Source organism: Microbulbifer mixtoriginis (SeqCode) (genome assembly GCF_052468275.1).
Genome location: NZ_CP174341.1, coordinates 1,112,126 through 1,130,389 on the forward strand (window position 1 = coordinate 1,112,126; position 18,264 = coordinate 1,130,389).

At 54.8% G+C, this 18,264-nt stretch carries 14 protein-coding genes; 7 read left to right on the forward strand and 7 right to left on the reverse strand.

Annotation, left to right across the window (positions count from 1 at the left end; all coding sequences use genetic code 11):
- Window positions 1-5 precede the first annotated feature (5 nt).
- The 5 genes from ACJJIC_RS05000 (at window position 6) to ACJJIC_RS05020 (ending at window position 3,921) form a co-directional block, all read left to right on the forward strand.
- Window positions 6-533, forward strand: a complete 528-nt coding sequence (locus ACJJIC_RS05000) for a MotA/TolQ/ExbB proton channel family protein (protein ID WP_152455321.1) — start codon at window positions 6-8, stop codon at window positions 531-533.
- A 116-nt stretch (window positions 534-649) separates the two neighbouring features.
- The gene (locus tag ACJJIC_RS05005) at window positions 650-1,051 is read left to right on the forward strand and encodes an ExbD/TolR family protein (protein ID WP_444887391.1); all 402 of its coding nucleotides are present in this window, start codon (window positions 650-652) and stop codon (window positions 1,049-1,051) included.
- A gap of 5 nt (window positions 1,052-1,056) precedes the next feature.
- A complete protein-coding gene (locus ACJJIC_RS05010) occupies window positions 1,057-1,674 on the forward strand; it encodes an energy transducer TonB (RefSeq protein WP_444910674.1) in 618 nt (205 codons plus the stop codon).
- Between the two features lie 12 nt (window positions 1,675-1,686).
- A complete protein-coding gene (locus ACJJIC_RS05015; RefSeq protein ID WP_444910673.1) occupies window positions 1,687-3,039 on the forward strand; it encodes a tetratricopeptide repeat protein in 1,353 nt (450 codons plus the stop codon).
- Window positions 3,040-3,270: 231 nt separating this feature from the next.
- Complete coding sequence (locus ACJJIC_RS05020; protein WP_444910672.1) at window positions 3,271-3,921, forward strand: TonB family protein; 651 nt, start codon at window positions 3,271-3,273, stop codon at window positions 3,919-3,921.
- Window positions 3,922-3,965: 44 nt separating this feature from the next.
- Here the strand turns inward: ACJJIC_RS05020 and ilvD are convergent, their stop codons facing one another.
- The 7 genes from ilvD to ACJJIC_RS05055 form a co-directional block, all read right to left on the reverse strand.
- Entirely contained in the window at window positions 3,966-5,801 is a 1,836-nt protein-coding gene (gene ilvD, locus ACJJIC_RS05025) for a dihydroxy-acid dehydratase (RefSeq protein WP_444910671.1), read from the reverse strand.
- A gap of 126 nt (window positions 5,802-5,927) precedes the next feature.
- Window positions 5,928-7,250, reverse strand: coding sequence for an amino-acid N-acetyltransferase (gene argA / locus ACJJIC_RS05030; protein WP_444899645.1), 1,323 nt, complete (start codon window positions 7,248-7,250; stop codon window positions 5,928-5,930).
- A gap of 82 nt (window positions 7,251-7,332) precedes the next feature.
- The gene (argE, locus tag ACJJIC_RS05035) at window positions 7,333-8,496 is read right to left on the reverse strand and encodes an acetylornithine deacetylase (protein WP_445356550.1); all 1,164 of its coding nucleotides are present in this window, start codon (window positions 8,494-8,496) and stop codon (window positions 7,333-7,335) included.
- Complete coding sequence (locus tag ACJJIC_RS05040) at window positions 8,474-9,352, reverse strand: carboxylate/amino acid/amine transporter (protein ID WP_445356551.1); 879 nt, start codon at window positions 9,350-9,352, stop codon at window positions 8,474-8,476. Before ACJJIC_RS05040 ends, argE begins: the two co-directional genes overlap by 23 nt.
- 176 nt (window positions 9,353-9,528) lie before the next feature.
- Complete coding sequence (locus ACJJIC_RS05045) at window positions 9,529-11,229, reverse strand: thiamine pyrophosphate-binding protein (RefSeq protein WP_445356552.1); 1,701 nt, start codon at window positions 11,227-11,229, stop codon at window positions 9,529-9,531.
- 209 nt (window positions 11,230-11,438) lie between these two features.
- Window positions 11,439-12,713 carry an inorganic phosphate transporter gene (locus ACJJIC_RS05050; RefSeq protein ID WP_252083562.1) on the reverse strand — a complete coding sequence of 425 codons (1,275 nt, stop codon included), beginning with the start codon at window positions 12,711-12,713 and terminating at the stop codon, window positions 11,439-11,441.
- 10 nt (window positions 12,714-12,723) lie between these two features.
- On the reverse strand, window positions 12,724-13,401 hold the full coding sequence (locus tag ACJJIC_RS05055) for a TIGR00153 family protein (RefSeq protein ID WP_252083561.1): 678 nt from the start codon (window positions 13,399-13,401) through the stop codon (window positions 12,724-12,726).
- A gap of 144 nt (window positions 13,402-13,545) precedes the next feature.
- Between ACJJIC_RS05055 and tfpB the strand changes: the two genes are divergently transcribed.
- Window positions 13,546-15,321 (forward strand): type IV pilus assembly ATPase TfpB, encoded by a 1,776-nt coding sequence (tfpB, locus tag ACJJIC_RS05060; protein ID WP_444887383.1) that lies wholly within the window; start codon window positions 13,546-13,548, stop codon window positions 15,319-15,321.
- Window positions 15,322-15,420: 99 nt separating this feature from the next.
- On the forward strand, window positions 15,421-18,264 hold the full coding sequence (glnE, locus tag ACJJIC_RS05065; protein WP_445356553.1) for a bifunctional [glutamate--ammonia ligase]-adenylyl-L-tyrosine phosphorylase/[glutamate--ammonia-ligase] adenylyltransferase: 2,844 nt from the start codon (window positions 15,421-15,423) through the stop codon (window positions 18,262-18,264).

Sequence of the window (18,264 nt, forward strand, 5' to 3'; positions counted from 1 at the left end):
GCAACATGCACGCATTAATCGACGCATGGGCCGCCGTCAACGCCTTTATGGCGTCGGGCGGGCCAGTACTGTTCCTGATCGCCGGCCTGACCTTCTTTATGTGGACGCTGATTTTTGAACGTGTTTTCTACTTTAACAAAGCGTTAAAGAGTGACGTTCAGGGTGCGGTAGACCAGTGGGAAGAGCGCAGTGAGCGCAAATCCTGGGCCTCCCACCAGATCCGCTACGCGATGATCTCCCGGGTTTCCGAGAAGATTCAGGACAATATGGACATGATCCAGGCCTGTGTTGCCCTAGCACCCCTGTTCGGGTTGCTGGGCACGGTTTGGGGCATGATCAACGTGTTCGATGTTCTCGCAATTACCGGTGGCGGTGACGCTAAGCAGATGGCCAGTGGTGTATCCATGGCAACTATCCCGACGATGGCGGGTATGGTTGCGGCCCTCTCCGGAGTATTCGCCAACACCTACCTCGCCCGTAAGGCCGAGCGTGAGACCCAGTTGTTGGAAGATCATCTGACCATGGATCACTAAGCACACATCAGCGAATAGGCCAGCTTATTTGCTGTGAAGGTTTAGCCAAGCCAGAAATTTTCGCCAGGGGCGCTCCCTGAGGGCCCCTGACGAGAAAGTTCGCTAAGAGAGTTGCTATGAGCAAAAGACAAAATACGGCAGAAGAAGAAGCCGGCGCTATTGACCTCACGCCCATGCTGGACGTGGTGTTCATCATGCTGATCTTCTTTATCGTCACTGCGACCTTTATTAAGGAACCGGGTGCTGATGTTGTTAAGCCGGAAGCGACAACCGCAGAACTCAAAGCCACCTCTATTCTGGTAGCGATCAACAATAGTGATGAGATCTGGATTGCCAAAGAGAAAGTTGATGAGCGCCAGGTAAGAATTGTCCTGGAGCGCCTCTACTCGGAAAACCCGAAGGGGTGGTTGGTGATTCAGCCCGATAAGGAAGCGAGTATTGAAAAGATCGCCCTGATTGCGGAAGCAGCCAGGAAGATTGGTATCAAGAAAGTTTCGGTCGCGACAGAAAAGAGTTAACAGCTATGAATCCGGTAAGACTTCTTGGGGCAGGTACGCTGGCAGTAGCCACAACCTTTGGCCTCATCTTCACCATGCATCAGCTGATTCAGGCAAATATGGGCGCTCCAGAGGAAAAGGAGCAGTTCAAAGTTGCCGATGTGGTGATGCCTGAGCAGAAGATTGAAACACAATACGACACGACCAAGCCGGTGAAACCGGAGGATCCTGAAACTCCGCCGCCGGAAATGCCTGAGCCGGAGTTTGAGGAGCCGGACATTGATGGCGGTATCAGTATCTCTGCGCCCAAGGCGTCTGGCGGTGTCAAGCTGTCTGGGTTTAGCTTTGGTGAGGGTGATTACCTACCTATCGTTAAGGTTCAGCCCCAGTATCCGCGCCGTGCCCTGCAGCGGGGCCTGGAAGGCTATGTAATCGTTGAGTATACGGTGACCACCAATGGTTCTGTGCGCGATCCAATTGTGATCGAAGCCTTTACTCTGAATGGTAAGCCCACCTCTGTTTTTAACAGGGCCGCACTCAAGTCCGCGCTGAAATATAAATACAAGCCACGAGTAGTGGATGGCAAGCCGACAGAAGTCCCGAATGTGCGGACTAAGATCAGCTTTAATATGGCTAAGGACTAAGGAGGAAGCACTATGAAGTTGACAAGCATTAGCAAAAGTTTGTCCAAGTTCGCGCTGCGCACTTCAGTAGCGATGCCCTTGATCCTGGCACCAGCGATCAGTGTCACCGTGCTCGAAGCAGCGGGTGTTTCTGCACCTTTCGCCTCTGCCCAGGCGCAGGAGCAAAAAAAGCCTAGCCAGCAGAAGAGCCGCAAAGTTCCAGCTATGCGCGAAGTCGCGTATAAAAAGTTGGAAAAAGCCCAAGAAGCTGCTGATGCAGAAGACTGGGCGGCTGCTTTGGCTGCGTTGCAAGAGATGGATGCGAGCAAGAAACGGTACAATGGCTATGAGATAGCTCAGATGTACAATTTCTTTGGTGTGGTTTACTACAGTACCGAACGCTACAAAGAGGCGATTCCCTACTTTAAGAAAGTGCTGAATCAGGGTGAAAAAAACCTGCCAGTCGCTCTTGAAGTGGGTACCTTATTTACCCTTGCGCAGCTCTACTTCGTTACCGAGGACTACAAACAGGCGATTAATTACCTGAACAAATGGTTTAAGGTTTCCGATCGCATTACTGCTGAGTCTTACGCATTGCGTGCTCAGGCTTATAACCAGGTTGGCAATCAGAGCAAGGCACTCGCGGATATCAATGTTTCGGTATCCATGTATGAGAAAGAAGGTAAAGTGCCCAAGGAAGGTTGGTACGGTCTCCAGCAATACATCTATTTCGAACGCAATGACTACCAGAAAGTAGCCGGTGTGGTGGAAAAGTTGGTTCAGCACTATCCCAAGCCCGTGTACTACAAGACACTGGCGGCCATGTACGGCGAACTGAAGCGTGAAAAAGACCAGCTGCATATGATGGAAGCCGCTTATCTGGCAGGGGCGCTGGAGAAGGATCGGGACCTGTTGAACATGGGGTATCTCTTTATGGGGCACGAAATGCCTTATAAAGGTGCCAAGGTGATTGCCAAAGGCATCCAAGAGAAGAAGATCCCTCGCACTGCTAAGAACTTGGAAACGCTTGCTCAGGCTTACCAGATGGCCCAGGAGTTGCAAAAAGCGATTCCCCAGCTGGAAGCTGCAGCTCAATTGTCTGATAAGGGTGAAATCTACTCGCGCCTGGCAGGGATCTACCTGGACCTGGATCAGAATGAGAAAGCCATATCTATGGGCAAAAAGGCCCTGCAGAAGGGCAAAATCAAGCGTGTTGATACCCTACATATCGTAATGGGTATGGCGAATGCCAACCTGAAGCGCTATGACGCGGCAATAAAGAGCCTCAAAGAAGCCTCGAAGGATGAGCGTTCTCAAAAGTTTGCTAAACAGTGGATGGAGTTTGTAAAGGGCGAGCAGGAGAGGGAAAAGCAATTAGCAATTTAACTGCTTAATTACTTTTTACTTTTCAATCCTCTAGAAGCCGTGCAGAAATGTGCGGCTTTTTTTATGCCTTTGTTTCCTCTTTCAATAATATTAAATGTCGCTATAACCTGTATTTACGAACTATTTGCATTTTTTTGTGAATTGGCTAATGATTAAAGTCAGCTGATCAGCTTTTTCCATTTCGGCACTTGGATGCCTTTTACGCACCCTAATAACAATAGGAGAGGTGTTATGGATAGAGCTTGCACGCCATTTTCCAGCCCCGATTTTTTCCCTACCCATTTGCTTACTGGTTATGCCAAAGGCTTGGCTTACGCAGCCCTGATTACTCTCGGTTTGATTTTTGCAATGAGTCAGTTGATCTCCACTAATTTCGTGGAGCCGGTGGCCAAGCCGCTACCGACAATTCAACCTATAGATATGACCGACAAGAAAGTGGTTACCCAGCAGGAGTATCAGGCTCCACCGAGCCCTCAGGATATTCCTCCACCGCTTGAGCGTACTGAGACGATTAGAAAAGTGGAGACTATAAATACCGTCCCAACGATTACTCCTCCGGTTACTGAAACTGGTAATAATCCAGCTATCGTATCGAGAGAGCCTGTGCCTGTTTATAAGGCTACACCGCGTTATCCGAGCACGGCTATACGCAGAGGTATAGAAGGTTATGTAGTTGTGGAGTTTACGATAAGCAAAACCGGTGCGGTGCGCGATGTGCGTGTTGTTGCTGGCTATGACAGCGCCGGCAATCCAACCAATGTATTTAATCGTTCGGCACAGGCTGCGGCAGAGCGGTTTAAATATCAGCCACAAGTGGAAGATGGCCACCCCGTCGAGCGGTATGGTGTTCGCAATCGGATCACCTATAAACTTGCACAATAAAAAAACGGCCCGTTTGGGCCGCTTTTTAATTTCTGTATATCTGCTTAATCAATTTCCCTTACCGCACCGCGATCGGCGCTGGTGGCGAGTAATGCATAAGCTTTTAGGGCCTTGCTGACTTTTCGGGGGCGCTCTTTTTGGGGTTTCCAGCCCTGCTGGCCGAGCCCTTCCATTTCCTGGCGGCGATTCTCAAGCTCCTCTTCACTGAGGGCAATCTCAATTTTGCGCGCTGGTATATCGATTCGGATTGAATCGCCATCCTGTACCAGCGCGATATTCCCTCCAGATGCAGCCTCTGGAGAAACGTGGCCTATAGAGAGGCCAGAGGTGCCCCCGGAAAAACGTCCATCGGTAATCAAGGCACAGTGTTCCCCAAGTCCCTTGGATTTTAGGTAGCTGGTGGGGTATAGCATTTCCTGCATACCGGGCCCGCCTTTAGGGCCCTCATAGCGAACAATTATCGCTTGGCCTTTCTGTACTTTACCTTCGAGAATATGGGCAACCGCCTCCTCCTGGCTCTCGACAACATGGGCCGGGCCCTCAAATTGCCACAGTATCTCGTCCACACCGGAGGTTTTTACTACACAGCCATTAGGGGCCAGGTTGCCGAATAAAACTGCCAGCCCGCCCTCAGCAGAATAAGCATGCTCGGCTGAGCGAATGCACCCTTGCTGACGATCGGCATCCAGAGTTGGCCAGCGGCAGGCCTGGCTAAATGCGGTCTGTGTGGGAATACCTGCGGGACCAGCTCGGTAGAAGTCATGCACCGATTGCTGATCGGTGCGAGAAATATCCCATTGCCTTAATGCATCGGCCAGTGAACCGCCGTAGGCGGTGGGCAGGGAGGCATCAATTAAACCAGCAGATTCCAATTCGCCGAGAATCGCCATTACCCCACCGGCTCGGTGGACGTCCTCCACATGGTACTTCTCTGTGTTAGGTGCGACTTTGCACAGTTGCGGCACCTCGCGTGAGAGTCGATCGATATCCTGTAAGTTGAAGTCGATATCGCCCTCCTCGGCTGCGGCGAGTAGATGCAATATCGTGTTGGTCGAGCCACCCATGGCGATATCCAGAGCCATCGCATTCATAAAGGCTGCGCGGTTGGCGATATTGCGAGGCAGGGCGCTCTCGTCATTTTCTTCGTAGTAACGCTTGGTCAGCGAGACGATTTCTCGTCCGGCGCGCAGGAACAATTCTTTGCGGTCAGCATGGGTGGCCAACAGGGTGCCGTTGCCTGGCAGTGAGAGGCCCAACGCCTCAGTCAGACAGTTCATGGAGTTGGCGGTGAACATGCCGGAGCAGGAACCGCAGGTTGGACAGGCAGAGCGCTCGTACTCCGCAACCTCTTCGTCAGAGGCTGTATCTGTGGCGGCGATCACCATGGCATCCACCAGATCGAGCTTGTGGTCGGCCAGTTTGGTCTTGCCAGCCTCCATTGGTCCGCCGGATACAAAAATAACCGGTATATTCAGGCGCAGGGCAGCCATCAGCATGCCCGGAGTGATCTTGTCACAGTTGGATATACATACCAGGGCATCAGCGCAGTGGGCGTTGACCATGTATTCCACCGAGTCGGCGATAATCTCACGGCTGGGCAGGCTGTAGAGCATGCCATCGTGGCCCATGGCGATACCATCGTCTACGGCGATGGTATTGAATTCCTTGGCGACACCGCCGGCTCGCTCGATCTCCCTTGCCACCAGCTGCCCCATATCTTTGAGGTGTACGTGCCCGGGTACAAACTGAGTGAATGAATTGGCGATGGCGATAATCGGCTTGTGGAAATCCGCATCGGTCATACCTGTGGCACGCCACAGGGCACGGGCGCCGGCCATATTGCGTCCGGCGGTGGAGGTACGGGAACGATATCTGGGCATGGTACAAGCATCCGGCTGTGTAAATTAGAGCGTCAGCTTAGCAAAAAAAGCCTATATCTGGGATGTTTTCGCGCAGTGCGGATCCACTGCGCTATTTACTAGGATAGGTATTGCGATAGGAGAGAGTTAAGACGTACCGTCCTGGCCGAGCTGTTTGCGCAGAATGCGTGAATTGCGCTGGATGTTGTACAGGGATTTACGTGAGGCTGGCAGATCACTCACCCCGACCTGATCAAACCCCTGTTCGATAAACCAGTGTTCGGTTTGGGTGGTGAGCACATAGAGCTCGCGGATATTGACCGCTCGGGCTTGGCGTTCGAGGTGGCGCATCAGCTTGGCGCCGCGCCCACCGCCACGAAAATCTGGGTGGCTTGCCACGCAGGCAATCTCTGCGGCAGAAGTATCGTCGCTGTCGTCTCCAATAGGGTAGAGTGCGGCACAGGCTACGGGTGTACCATCGACCTCCACCAGGGTGAAATGATCTATCTCGGCTTCGAGCTTTTCCCGTGAGCGTCTTACCAAAACGCCCTGCTTCTCCAGTGGGCGAATCAGACCGAGAATCCCCCCTACATCGGTGATTCGCGCCCGGCGTACCACTTCATAACTATCCCGGTAGATCATGGTACCGGCGCCCTCACGTCGAAAGAGCTCCTGGATCAGTGAACCATTCTGGCAGTAACTGAGCAGGTGGACCCGGGCTATACCTGAATTGCAGGCCTGAATGGCACACTGCAGGGTTTTGCTCTGTATTCGGGTGGCGGCTTGCTCGGCCTGCACAATACTGAGCTCGTTGATCGGATTACCATCAAGCATCAATTGCGCCGGCTCGCGGAACAGCACCAGTTTCTCGGCTCGCAGGACTCTAGCGGCCTCTGCGGCTAGGTCCAGGTAATTAATATTGAACAGTTCGCCGGTCAAAGAGGTCCCCAGGGGGGATAGTAGCACCAGTGCGCCCTGGTCTAGTGCCTGTTCAATAGTGTTGACTTCCATGCGCCTCACTGTGCCGGTCCAGCCCAGGTCGACACCATCCAGAACGCCGCATGGGCGTGCAGTAACCAGATTTCCAGAGATTACTTTCAGCGCTGAGCGCGCCATGGGGGAGTCGGGGAGCCCCTGGGAAAAGGCCGCTTCGATATCGAAGCGCAATCTGCCCACTGCGGCTTTTATCACTTCCAAGCTTTCCCGGTCGGTAACGCGCTTGTTGCCGTGAAAACGGCCCTCAATGCCGCGCTCTTGCAGGGCGCGGTTGACTTGTGCACGGCAGCCATGCACCACTACCAGGCGGACTCCAAGGCTGGCGAGCAGCGCCAGATCGTGGACCAGGTTACGAAAGTTGCTGTGTTCGAGCCCGTCGCCGGGAATGCCGACTACCAGAGTGCGACCGCGCAGGTCATTGATATAGGGCGCCGCATGGCGGAACCAGTTGAGGGAGGCGTTCTCGTCGGTCACTAATACCTTTCCGTCTGTCGATATATTTGCTTGTGTAAGGGGCGGATAAAAATTTAACTGAAGCCAGGCCGGCCTGAATGGTTTAGAGGCAGAAGCGTCCGATCAGGTTGCGCAATATTTTTACCATCGGCTCTATACGATCGAGCTCCAGGTATTCATCCGGTTGGTGAGCCTGATCTATATCACCGGCGCCAAGCACGATAGTGTCAATATTCATGCTCTTCAAGTAGGGGGCTTCAGTGCCGAAGGCGACACTCTGGGCGCTGTAACCGGTGAGCTTTTCTGCAACCTTGACCAACTCAGAATTAGGATCCTGTTCGAAGGGTTCGGTACCGGGAAACAGAGAAACCATATCGAGATGAATTCTACTGTTGTCGATACATGCCTGCAGCCTTGTATTTAACTCACGGCGCAATTCCTGCAGTGACATACCGGGTAGTGGGCGTACGTCAAACTGTAACTCCGCATGGCCGCAAATTCGGTTGGGGTTGTCACCACCATGGATACAGCCAAGGTTGAGGGTGGGTACGGGGACGACAAATCCGGGGTTATTGTACTTTTCCTGCCACTCCCCGCGCAGACGTAATAACTCCCCAATAACCAAGTGCATGGCCTCCAGGGCGTTGGCACCGAGGCTAGGATTGGAGGAGTGCCCCGATTGTCCCGTGATACGCACGGCCTCCATCATCACACCTTTGTGCATGCGAACCGGGCGCAAGCCAGTCGGCTCGCCAATTACCGCGTAGCGTCCTTGCGGTCGCCCTGCTTTGACCAATTCTCTGGCGCCGGTCATTGAGGTCTCTTCATCGGCGGTGGCGAGAATGGTCAGGGGCTGGCGCAGAGGTTTATCGATAACGCTGCGGGCGGCTTCGATGGCCAGTGGGAAAAAGCTTTTCATATCACTGGTCCCCAAGCCATAGAGGCGATTGTCGCGCTCCTGCAGGCTGAACGGGTCTGAATGCCAGCGCCCATCGTCGAAGGGAACCGTGTCGGTGTGTCCGGAAAGGATCAGGCCGCCTTCAGCGCCCTCATGTGCGCCAAGGGTGGCAATCAAGTTGGCTTTATTCGTGCTGTCTGGCAGGGGCATCAATTCCACTGTGAACCCTAGGGTATCGAGCCAGTCTGCGAGTTTCTCCACCACCGGGCGGTTGCCCATGTCCAGCGCTGGATCGGTGGCACTGACACTGGGGCAGGCGATTAATTGTCGAAGCTGGGTCTTTAACTCAGGTACTGCGATAGGCGCCATGGGAATTGTCCCCTATTTTGTTGCGTCGCTCGTTGAGGATAACCGCCAGGGCGATTGCGCATCCACCCAGAGCGAGTCTGGGAATATCCGCATCGCGGTTCCAGATTAACAGGTTTACCAGTAGGCCGGCGGGTACCAGGGCATTGTTCATAGCTGCGAGAGTCGCCGCGGAGACTAGGGTGGCGCCCTTATTCCAGAGGAAATAACCGAGGCCGGAGGCCACAAGGCCGAGCCACAACAATACTCCCCATTGGGTTAGGGTTTGTGGATACCTGGGCTCGCCCAAAAAAGCCCATGCGCATACCGTAATGACTGCTGCACCTAGAAAAAACCAGCCAAATGTCTGCCTGGGCGGGAGAGATTGATCCCGCTGCATAAATTGCTTGTAAGCAACCTGGCCGACGGCAAAACACAGGTTGGCCCCCTGAACCACGGCAAAGCCTAACCAGTAATCGCCACTGGGGGAGTCCCAGCGGATAATGGCCGCCCCGCAGACTGCCAGAAGTGCGATGGCCAAATTCCACACTGATAGGCGTCGCTCAATCAGATCATAAAGCAGTGCAATGTATAGAGGGGTAAATATGGTAAACAGCAGTACCTCAGGCACACTCAGCAGCAGGAATGACTGATAGTAAAAAAGGTACATGGCCCCCAGCTGTACGGCACCAATGGTCATTAGAACAATGGCGTCGCGAGCACTAGAGCGTCGCCACTGTAACAGGGGCAGAAATACCAGAGCGGCCAATAAAACCCGAGTCATCGCCGAGAAATAACTGTCGACCTGACCGGCGAGGTAAACTCCGATCAGGCTGAAAGAAAAGGCCCAGAGCAGGGTGACAAGGATCAATAAAGGCATGGGAATGCTTTCTCGGGAACGGATGATATGCGGCAAATAGCTAGTGGCTGGTGAGTATTGCGCGGGCGAAGAATAAATGGAAGTGGTTGCCACTTACTGCGATGAGTAGCGTTCAATGAAGCTTGCTCAATCGAAAATGAGGGGCAAAAACATTGCCCTCACCGTTTGGAGTGCTGTCATATACTACGATGCGCCCGGCTGTTATTGCGGGCAACTTGGTTGCCCCAACGCAGTAGGTTTACATTGCAGTCGTTGCGGTCGATCAGCACTTCGATCAGGCACAGGCCACTACGCTTCTTGGCCTCAGTGATTGCCTGATTCAGCTCGCCCTGGGTGGTGACCCTACACCCCCAGGCGTTGCCTTCCCCTGCACTAAAAGTCTCGATCAGCTTGGCGTAATCCCAATTCTTAATCGTGTTATAGGGGCCATCGTGGATCTCCACCTCAATGGTATAACCACCATTGTTGATCAGGAAAATAATTGGGCTAACCCCGTAGCGAATCATGGTGGATATTTCCTGGGCAGTGAGCTGGAAGGAGCCGTCGCCAATGCAGGAGATCAGGCGCCCTTTGCTCATCCCAAGGGCGTAGCCGAGGCTGGCTCCCACAGACCAGCCGATGCTTCCATATTGCATCTGAATCTCAAACTGTGCTCCCTCGGGCAATGAAAGCTCCATACCGTTAAACCAGGAGTCCCCAGTCTCCACCAGCAAGGTACTTTTGCGATCGAGCAGCTTCTGTATTCGTGCGAACAGTTGTCTACTGGTGAGTGGTGTGTCGGGTTTACCGGGTTTGGGGATATGTTTAGGGCTGCTCACCCTGTGGTAGGCCTTCAAGGCCCCATCGTTTGCACTTAGTTGTCCTACAAGGGCATTTAGCAGATCCCTCATATGCACATTGCTGTAGCAGGTGTCCCCCAGTTGAACAGAAGTAGGTTGCACCAGGATGGCTTTATCACCCTGAAAGCACAGCTGATGGCCGGTTGTTGTGTAATCGGTAAACAGGGGACCGGCAAATAATAGAGCATCTGCTGTATCCACAATCTCACTGCATCCAGGGGTGCTCACAGGGCCCCAATAGATACCCATAAAGCTCTCAAGGGTCTCGGGAAGTAGACCCTTGGCATCGGGCATAGAGGCGAGACCATATTTACAGCTATGGGCCAGATCGCACAGGGCTTTTTGCGCACTGGCTGCACGCACCCTGCTGCCAGCAATTAAAACTGGGCGCTCGGCACCATTTAAGAAATCGACGATATGCTTCACAGCGGCGGCGAGGGAGTCGGGATCGCTGGTAGGGCGTCGGGCAAAGCCGCGCGGAATTGGCGCCGAGGTTGGGGCATTGGCGACATTGGCGGCGACCTCTATATACACTGGTTTGCGCCGCAACATGGCGGTATCCAGTGCGCGATCTATAGCGGCCGGTGCCAGTTTGGGGTGGTGGATGATTACGGTCTCGGCGGTGACGTAAGAGTACATCTCGCGCTGGTAGCTGTAGTTCACTTCGCCCAGAGTGTGGTGCAGGTACTCCCACTCGGCTTCCGAATTGGTATTTGGGCCCCCGGAAATGGCAATCAGAGGGAGATCCTCGGCATAGGCCCCTGCGACTGCGTTGATCATGCTGAGCCCGCCAACAGAAAATGTGACCACGGCTGCGGCGGGTCCCTGGGTTGCCCGAGCGTAGCCGTCAGCGGCATAACCTGCATTCAGCTCATTGCAGCAACTGATCATCTTCAGGTCTGGCTCCAGCAGTAGCTGGTCGAGCAATACCAGATTGTAATCGCCAGGCAGGGCAAAATAGTGGCGGATACCCACATCCTTCAAGCGCTGTGCCAGGTAGGTGCCAACAGTCCAATGTGTAGTGTCACGTGTCGTCATGTGGCGATATTCATTCTCAGCCGGTGATCGCTACTCGGCAGGCGGGACGGTTTCGGATAGATCTGGGACAGCTTAGTTCAGTTTCTGAGAGGGTGATGAGGGGGCGATGAGGGGGGGCTCTGGCCAGGTAGCAGAACAAGAGCGGTTCGCTTGAAATAAAAAAGGGAAGCTGAGCTTCCCTTTTTTTGATGGATATTGCGCAGCCGCAATTAGCCAAACAATCCCTTGAAGAAGTAGAAGAACAGGATTGCAATTCCAGCGCCAGCGGGCAGGGTAACTACCCAGGAAGCGGCGATGGTGGTAATCATACGCAGGTTCAGCGCACCGATGCCACGGGCTAGGCCAACACCCAGTACCGCGCCCACCAGGGTATGGGTGGTGGAGATGGGCAGGCCGGTGCCGGAGGCCATAACCACGGTAGCAGCGGCGCCGAGTTCTGCAGCAAAGCCGCGGCTGGGCGTTAGCTCGGTAATTTTACGGCCAATCGTCGCCATTACTTTAAAGCCATAGGTGGCGAGGCCCACCACAATACCCAGGCCCCCAAGCAACAGAATCCATGAAGGCATGGTAGCCTTGGCGGTTACTGCACCCACTTGGATGGTATTGACTACCGCCGCCAGTGGACCAACGGCATTGGCCACGTCGTTAGAACCATGGGCGAAGGCCATGGCACAGGCGGTGAAAATCATCAGGATAGCGAAGACACGCTCCACATTGGCAAAGCGGTTTTCTGCTTCGATGGAGGTGTCACGCTTGATACGCTTGAGCATGGTGACGCCAACGCCTGCGACCAACAGACCTACAATCGCGGCAATACCGGCGTCCTGCAGGAAACTGAGCTTGATATCTGCGTCTTTGAGAACGTGCTTCAGACCCTTGGTCAGGGTCACCATAGCGATCATCCAGCCCACGGCGAACATATAAAAAGGAATGTAGCGCTTGGCGTTGGCAAATGGATCCTCGGTATCGAGGATCAGGCGTTGCACGCTGCGGAACAGCAGGAAGGAAATAGTACCTGCCAGCAGCGGGGAGACTACCCAGCTCGCTACAATGCTACCCACCTTGCCCCAAGCCACCGCATCGGGGGAGATACCCACTGCGGAAAAACCGACAATAGCGCCGACAATGGAGTGGGTGGTGGATACCGGCCAGCCTAGGATACTGGCCACCAGTAGCCAGGTGCCGGCGGCGAGCAGGGCGGACAACATGCCGTAGACGAGCAGTTCGGGCTGCGAGGCAAAGATTTCAGAATCGATAATGCCTTTGCGGATTGTGGCGGTTACCTCACCACCGGCTAAATAGGCGCCCGCAAACTCGAAAATCATGGCGATGACAATCGCCTGTTTGATAGTCAGTGCTCGCGAGCCGACTGAAGTGCCCATGGCGTTGGCGACATCGTTGGCACCAACACCCCAGGCCATAAAAAAGCCCGCGACACAGGCCAATATCAACAGAATATGGCCATATTGACTAAGAATTTCCACGTTGAACCCCCTAACGTGCCAACAACAACTGCAAACGGTTACCCACGCTGTGGGCACGATCGGCCAGTTCGCCGATCCATTCAATCACTCGGTAGAGGAACATCACATCCACCGGCGGTAGGTCTTTTTCAATAGTGAACAGGGAGGCGCGAATTTCGACTTCCAATTTATCCGACTTACGCTCCAGTTCATCCAGCTCTTCGGTCATACGCTTGGCGATGGTCACCTCGCGCCCGGCAAAGCCGCTCTCCAGCAACTCATCCAGTTCATTGATCGCGCGCAGGGCCTGGGCGGAAGTGGCCACGGCGCTCTCTACAAAAGTGGTCATCAGAGACTGTAGACTCTCAGGGATCTGCATTTTTCTACCGACCGCCAGCCCGGCAATATCCTGCGCTGTGTTGGCCACTTCGTCTTGGGCGTGCAGCAGCTCCAGCAGGTCGGAGCGGGAGACAGGCATAAACAGGCTGTCTGGCAGGTGCAGACGCAGGTCTCTCTTGATGTCATCGGCGCGATTCTCTGCTGCAGAGATACGCAATTGAATCTGCTCCGCTTCTTTCAGGTCGCCTTTGATGAGGGCGTCGAAGAAGGGGATCAGGTCGGCTGAAGCCTCGTGGGCCGTAGCCATATGCTTCTCGATCGGCTTGATCGGTGAGCGGCCAAACAAATTGGCAATATTCGACAGGGCCATGGTTAGCTCCATTGCTCAGGGTGCGAAACGGCGGCATGGTACCCCAATCGGAGCCACTTCGGTATTAGTGCGTTAACGATGCACTGTCGGCTTTGATTGATAGGGCTACAATGCGTCGTCATATGAGAATAAGGGGGCATGCCGATGACAGAGAGTAGAGCGGCGGACAGGTTGCTGGATTTGCGTGGATTACTGGAGGACCTCGTTGCCCAGGGCTACGTGAGCAGGCTGGATGCGAACCGTATTGTGGGCACGCCGCGCACTGCGGAGCAGGCACAGATGCATCCTCTCAGCTATATCGCCAGTTGCGATCTGGCCAGCCAGAAGAGCCCAGGCACTTTACTGGGCGACGAGCTACTCAGTGCCTGGCTGGCGGAGTGTGCGGACCACCCCCTCTATCATATCGACCCGCTCAAAGTGAATGTGAGCGCGGTAACCGAGGTAATGAGTTTCCAGTTCGCCAAGCGTCACCAGATTTTGTGTGTCGAGGCTGGTGCAGAAGAGTTAACTGTTGCCACGGCCCAACCCTTCACCCACGGCTGGGAGGAGCAGCTGGAACATACTAGTGGGCGTCGGGTGCGGCGGGTGGTGGCAGATCCTGCAGATATCAAGCGTTACTGTGTGGAGTTTTACTCCCTGGCGAATTCCATTTCCGGCGCCAGTGGACTGCAGGGTACCTCTGCAGCGAATAATTTTGAGCAGCTGCTGGAGTTGGGCAGCCTTAAAGACCCGGAGGCCAATGACCAGCATATTGTCAATATCGTCGACTGGTTGTTACAGCACGCTTTCGATCAGCGCGCCAGTGATATTCACATCGAGCCGCGGCGTCAGGTGGGGCGTATTCGTTTTCGTATCGATGGGGTACTTCATCCGATCCATGAACTGCCCGATCAGGTCAATGCGGCGGTAACCAGTCGTCTAAAAATCCTTGGACGAATGAATGTGGCGGAGAAGCGCAAACCCCAGGACGGCCGCATAAAAACCAAGCGGCCCGATGGCAGTGAGGTGGAACTGCGCCTCTCCACTCTGCCTACCGCCTTTGGCGAGAAGTTGGTGATGCGTATATTCGATCCCGAGGTACTGGCGCGCTCCTATAGTGACCTGGGGCTCGCCGGCACTGATTTGGCCCGCTGGCAGACGATGCTGGCGCGGCCCAACGGCATTGTGCTGGTTACGGGCCCTACCGGCTCGGGTAAGACCACTACCCTATATACCGGCCTCAAGCAGCTCGCCACCAGTGCAGTGAATGTCTCCACCGTGGAAGATCCTATCGAGATGGTGGAGGAGAGTTTTAATCAGACTCAGGTCCACCATTCTATCGGCTTCGATTTTGCCGCGGGCATCCGTACCCTGATGCGCCAGGATCCGGATATCATCATGGTGGGGGAGATTCGCGATCTGGAAACCGCGCAGATGGCGGTACAGGCAGCGCTCACCGGCCATTTGGTGATCTCCACTCTACACACCAACGATGCTCCCACGGCGGTTACTCGTCTGTTGGATTTGGGATTGCCTCACTACCTGCTTAAGTCCACCATCCTCGGTGTTATGGCCCAGCGCCTGGTGCGGACTCTCTGTCCTTCGTGCAAACGCGAAGACACCATCAATGAGGCGGATTGGCATTCCCTGGTTCGCCCCTGGAAAGCGCCTCTACCGGAAAAAGTGTATGCCCCCGAGGGCTGCCTGGAATGTCGTAACACTGGCTACAAGGGCCGCCAGGGGATCTATGAAATCCTACCGTTTAGCGAAGCGGTGCAGACCATCGTCACCCCCGATTGCGACCTACAACAGCTGCGTCGCCAGGCTATGCGCGAGGGTATGAACAGTCTGCGTCTGTCGGGGGCCAAGAAAGTGGCCGCTGGCCTGACTACGGTGGCGGAAGTATTGCGTGTGGCACCGCCGCCGGATATCGCTTTTTAATTGGGCCCAACTTTCCCAAGGTAGTTTGAGTTTAAAAATTGTGGGGCGGGAGTGCTGCCCCTGCAGAATTCCACATTTGGAAATAAGGATCGATTTCCCATGATTGATAGCGCCATCTGCCCCGAACCCCTGCGCCCGCAACTGCAGAGTCAGTGGCGAGACTGGCGCGAGGCGGCGGGCCCGGCATTGGCGGCTGAGGCAGAGGCGTTGCTACAAGATAAAGCGCTTAGGTTGACACTGGCACGTAGTTTTATCGGTTCTGAATTCTTTTATCGACAGTGCTGCCGCCAACCGGATTTCCTCTTGGAACTACTGCAACAGGATGATCTGGGCCTGCAATTGCCTTGCTTTGATAGCGATGAAACTTTAGATCTGGCCCTGCGGCAGCTGCGCAACCGAGCGACCGCCGAGGTTATTTTCCGCGATTTTGCCGGTCAGTGGGATATTCCCAAAGCCTGTCTGCGTCTCAGCGAGCTGGCAGAGCTCGCTATTAGCACGGCTTTGCAGTGGCACCACCGCCAGTTGGCACAGCGTTATGGTGAGCCCCGGGATAAAAGTGGGAGGGCGCAGTCTTTGGTGGTGCTGGGTATGGGTAAGCTGGGCGCGCGCGAGCTAAATCTCTCCTCGGATATCGATCTGATCTTCGCCTATCCCGACCCTGGGCATACCGATGGCGATCAATGTGTGGAAAACCAGAAGTTTTTCCAGCGCTTGGGCCAGCGTCTGATTAAATCCCTGGATGCCATCACGGCGGAGGGCTTCGTGTTTCGCGTGGATATGCGCTTGCGCCCTTACGGTGACAGCGGTCCATTGGTGAGCCATTTTGCCGCTCTGGAAGATTATTATCAGACCCAGGGGCGCGAGTGGGAGCGTTACGCCATGGTCAAGGCGCGTACGGTGGCCGGCGATCAAAGCGTTGCCGCCGAGTTAATGGAGCTGTTGCGGCCATTCACTTATCGTCGCTATATTGATTTCAGTGCTATTGATGCCTTGCGCGAGATGAAAGCGCTGATACAGCGACAGGTACGCGCCCGTGGGTTGATTGACAATATCAAGCTGGGGCGCGGAGGTATTCGCGAACTGGAGTTTATCGTGCAGGCTTTCCAGTTGATCCGCGGTGGACGTGTGCCGGCGTTGCGAGAGCGCAATTTGTTAACAATCCTGCCTTTGCTGGAAGCTGACGGCCATGTGGAACCTGGTGTCGCCGATGAGTTGGGCAACTGCTACCTGCTGCTGCGTCGGGTGGAGCACGCCTTGCAGGCTTATAAGGACCAGCAGACCCAAGCGCTGCCGCAGGACCCAGCAGAACGCGAGCGGCTCGCATTCGCCCTTGGCCGCGACAACTGGGATCAGTTGTCCAGGGAGTTGGCTGGCGTTCGCAATGTGGTGGAGCGAGAGTTCGACACGGTTATTGCACCGCCGGAGGAGATTGCCGAGCCTCATGTGGCGGAAGAGTGGCAGGGATTGTGGAGTAGCTGTGGCGATGAGAGTAGTGAAGAGATCAATCTGCAGACTCTGGAGAATGCAGGTTTTAGCCCGGCGCCGGAGGCTCTGGAGGTGCTGCGGGATCTCAATCACTCTCCAATGGTAGTGGCACTGCCTGCATCTTCGCGTGAGCGCCTGGATCACTTTATGCCCTTGTTGCTGGCCGCAGCCAGTTTGCAGGAAAGGCCGCTGTTGGTGCTCGGTCGGGTACTCCCTCTGGTGCGCTCAGTGTTGCGCCGCAGTGCTTACCTGGTGCTCATCAATGAGAACCCCCCGGTACTCAGCCAGCTGGTACAACTGTGCAGTGCCAGCCCACGAATCGCCGAGCAGCTGGCGCGTCACCCCATCCTGTTGGATGAACTACTGGATTCTCGCCGCCTGCTGGCACCGGCCACGGCTGAAGATATTGCCGATGAGCTTCGCCGCGAACTGCTGCGTGTCGATCCAGCAGATCTGGAGCTGCAGATGGAAACACTGCGCTATTTTAAGCAGAGCCAGAGTCTGCGTATTGCCGCTCAAGAGGTCAGCGGGGCATTACCACTGATGAAGGTAAGCGACTCTCTCACCTGGCTGGCGGAAGGCATATTGCAGCAGTCACTCAGCCTAGCCTGGGCGCAAATGGTGGATAAATATGGACAGCCGGCCGGCGCCACAGCTGAAGATATGCACTTTGCCATTGTCGCCTACGGTAAGCTTGGGGGGCTGGAATTATCCCACGGCTCCGATTTGGATATTGTTTTTGTGCACGATGCGGACCCCCAGCTTGCTACCGACGGCGCAACCAGTATCGACAATTTGCGCTTCTATACCCGCCTTGCGCAGCGCCTGATTCATATCCTGCAAACCCGTACCCTGAGCGGACCGCTGTATGAGGTGGATACCCGTTTGCGCCCTTCGGGCAATTCGGGCCTGTTGGTCACCTCAATGAAAGCCTTTGAAAAATACCAGCGCGAGAGCGCCTGGACCTGGGAGCATCAAGCGTTGGTGCGCGCCCGCCCGGTTGCGGGTAGCGAACAGCTCTGCAAGGACTTTGAGGCCCTGCGCCTGAAATTGCTTTGCGAGCAAAGAAATGAGGGGAAATTGCGCGAGGAAGTGGTTGGGATGCGCGATAAAATGCGCTCTCACCTGGATAAAAGCAATGATCAAAATTTCGACCTCAAGCACGGCCCGGGCGGTATTGTCGATATTGAATTTTTGGTTCAATATGCTGCTCTGGCCTGGGCGCAAACTGCGCCCTCGATCGTGCGATATACCGATAACATTCGCATTCTCGAAAGTCTGAATGACGCGGGCCTGATGCCGGCCAAACAGGTCGAGCATCTGATCGACGCCTACAAAGCCTACCGATCTGAAGGTCATCGCCTGGCACTACAACAACTGCCAGGGACAGTGAGCGATGACCGTTTCACAGCGGAAAGAAAGACCGTTCTAACAAACTGGCAGCAATTACTCGGTTAA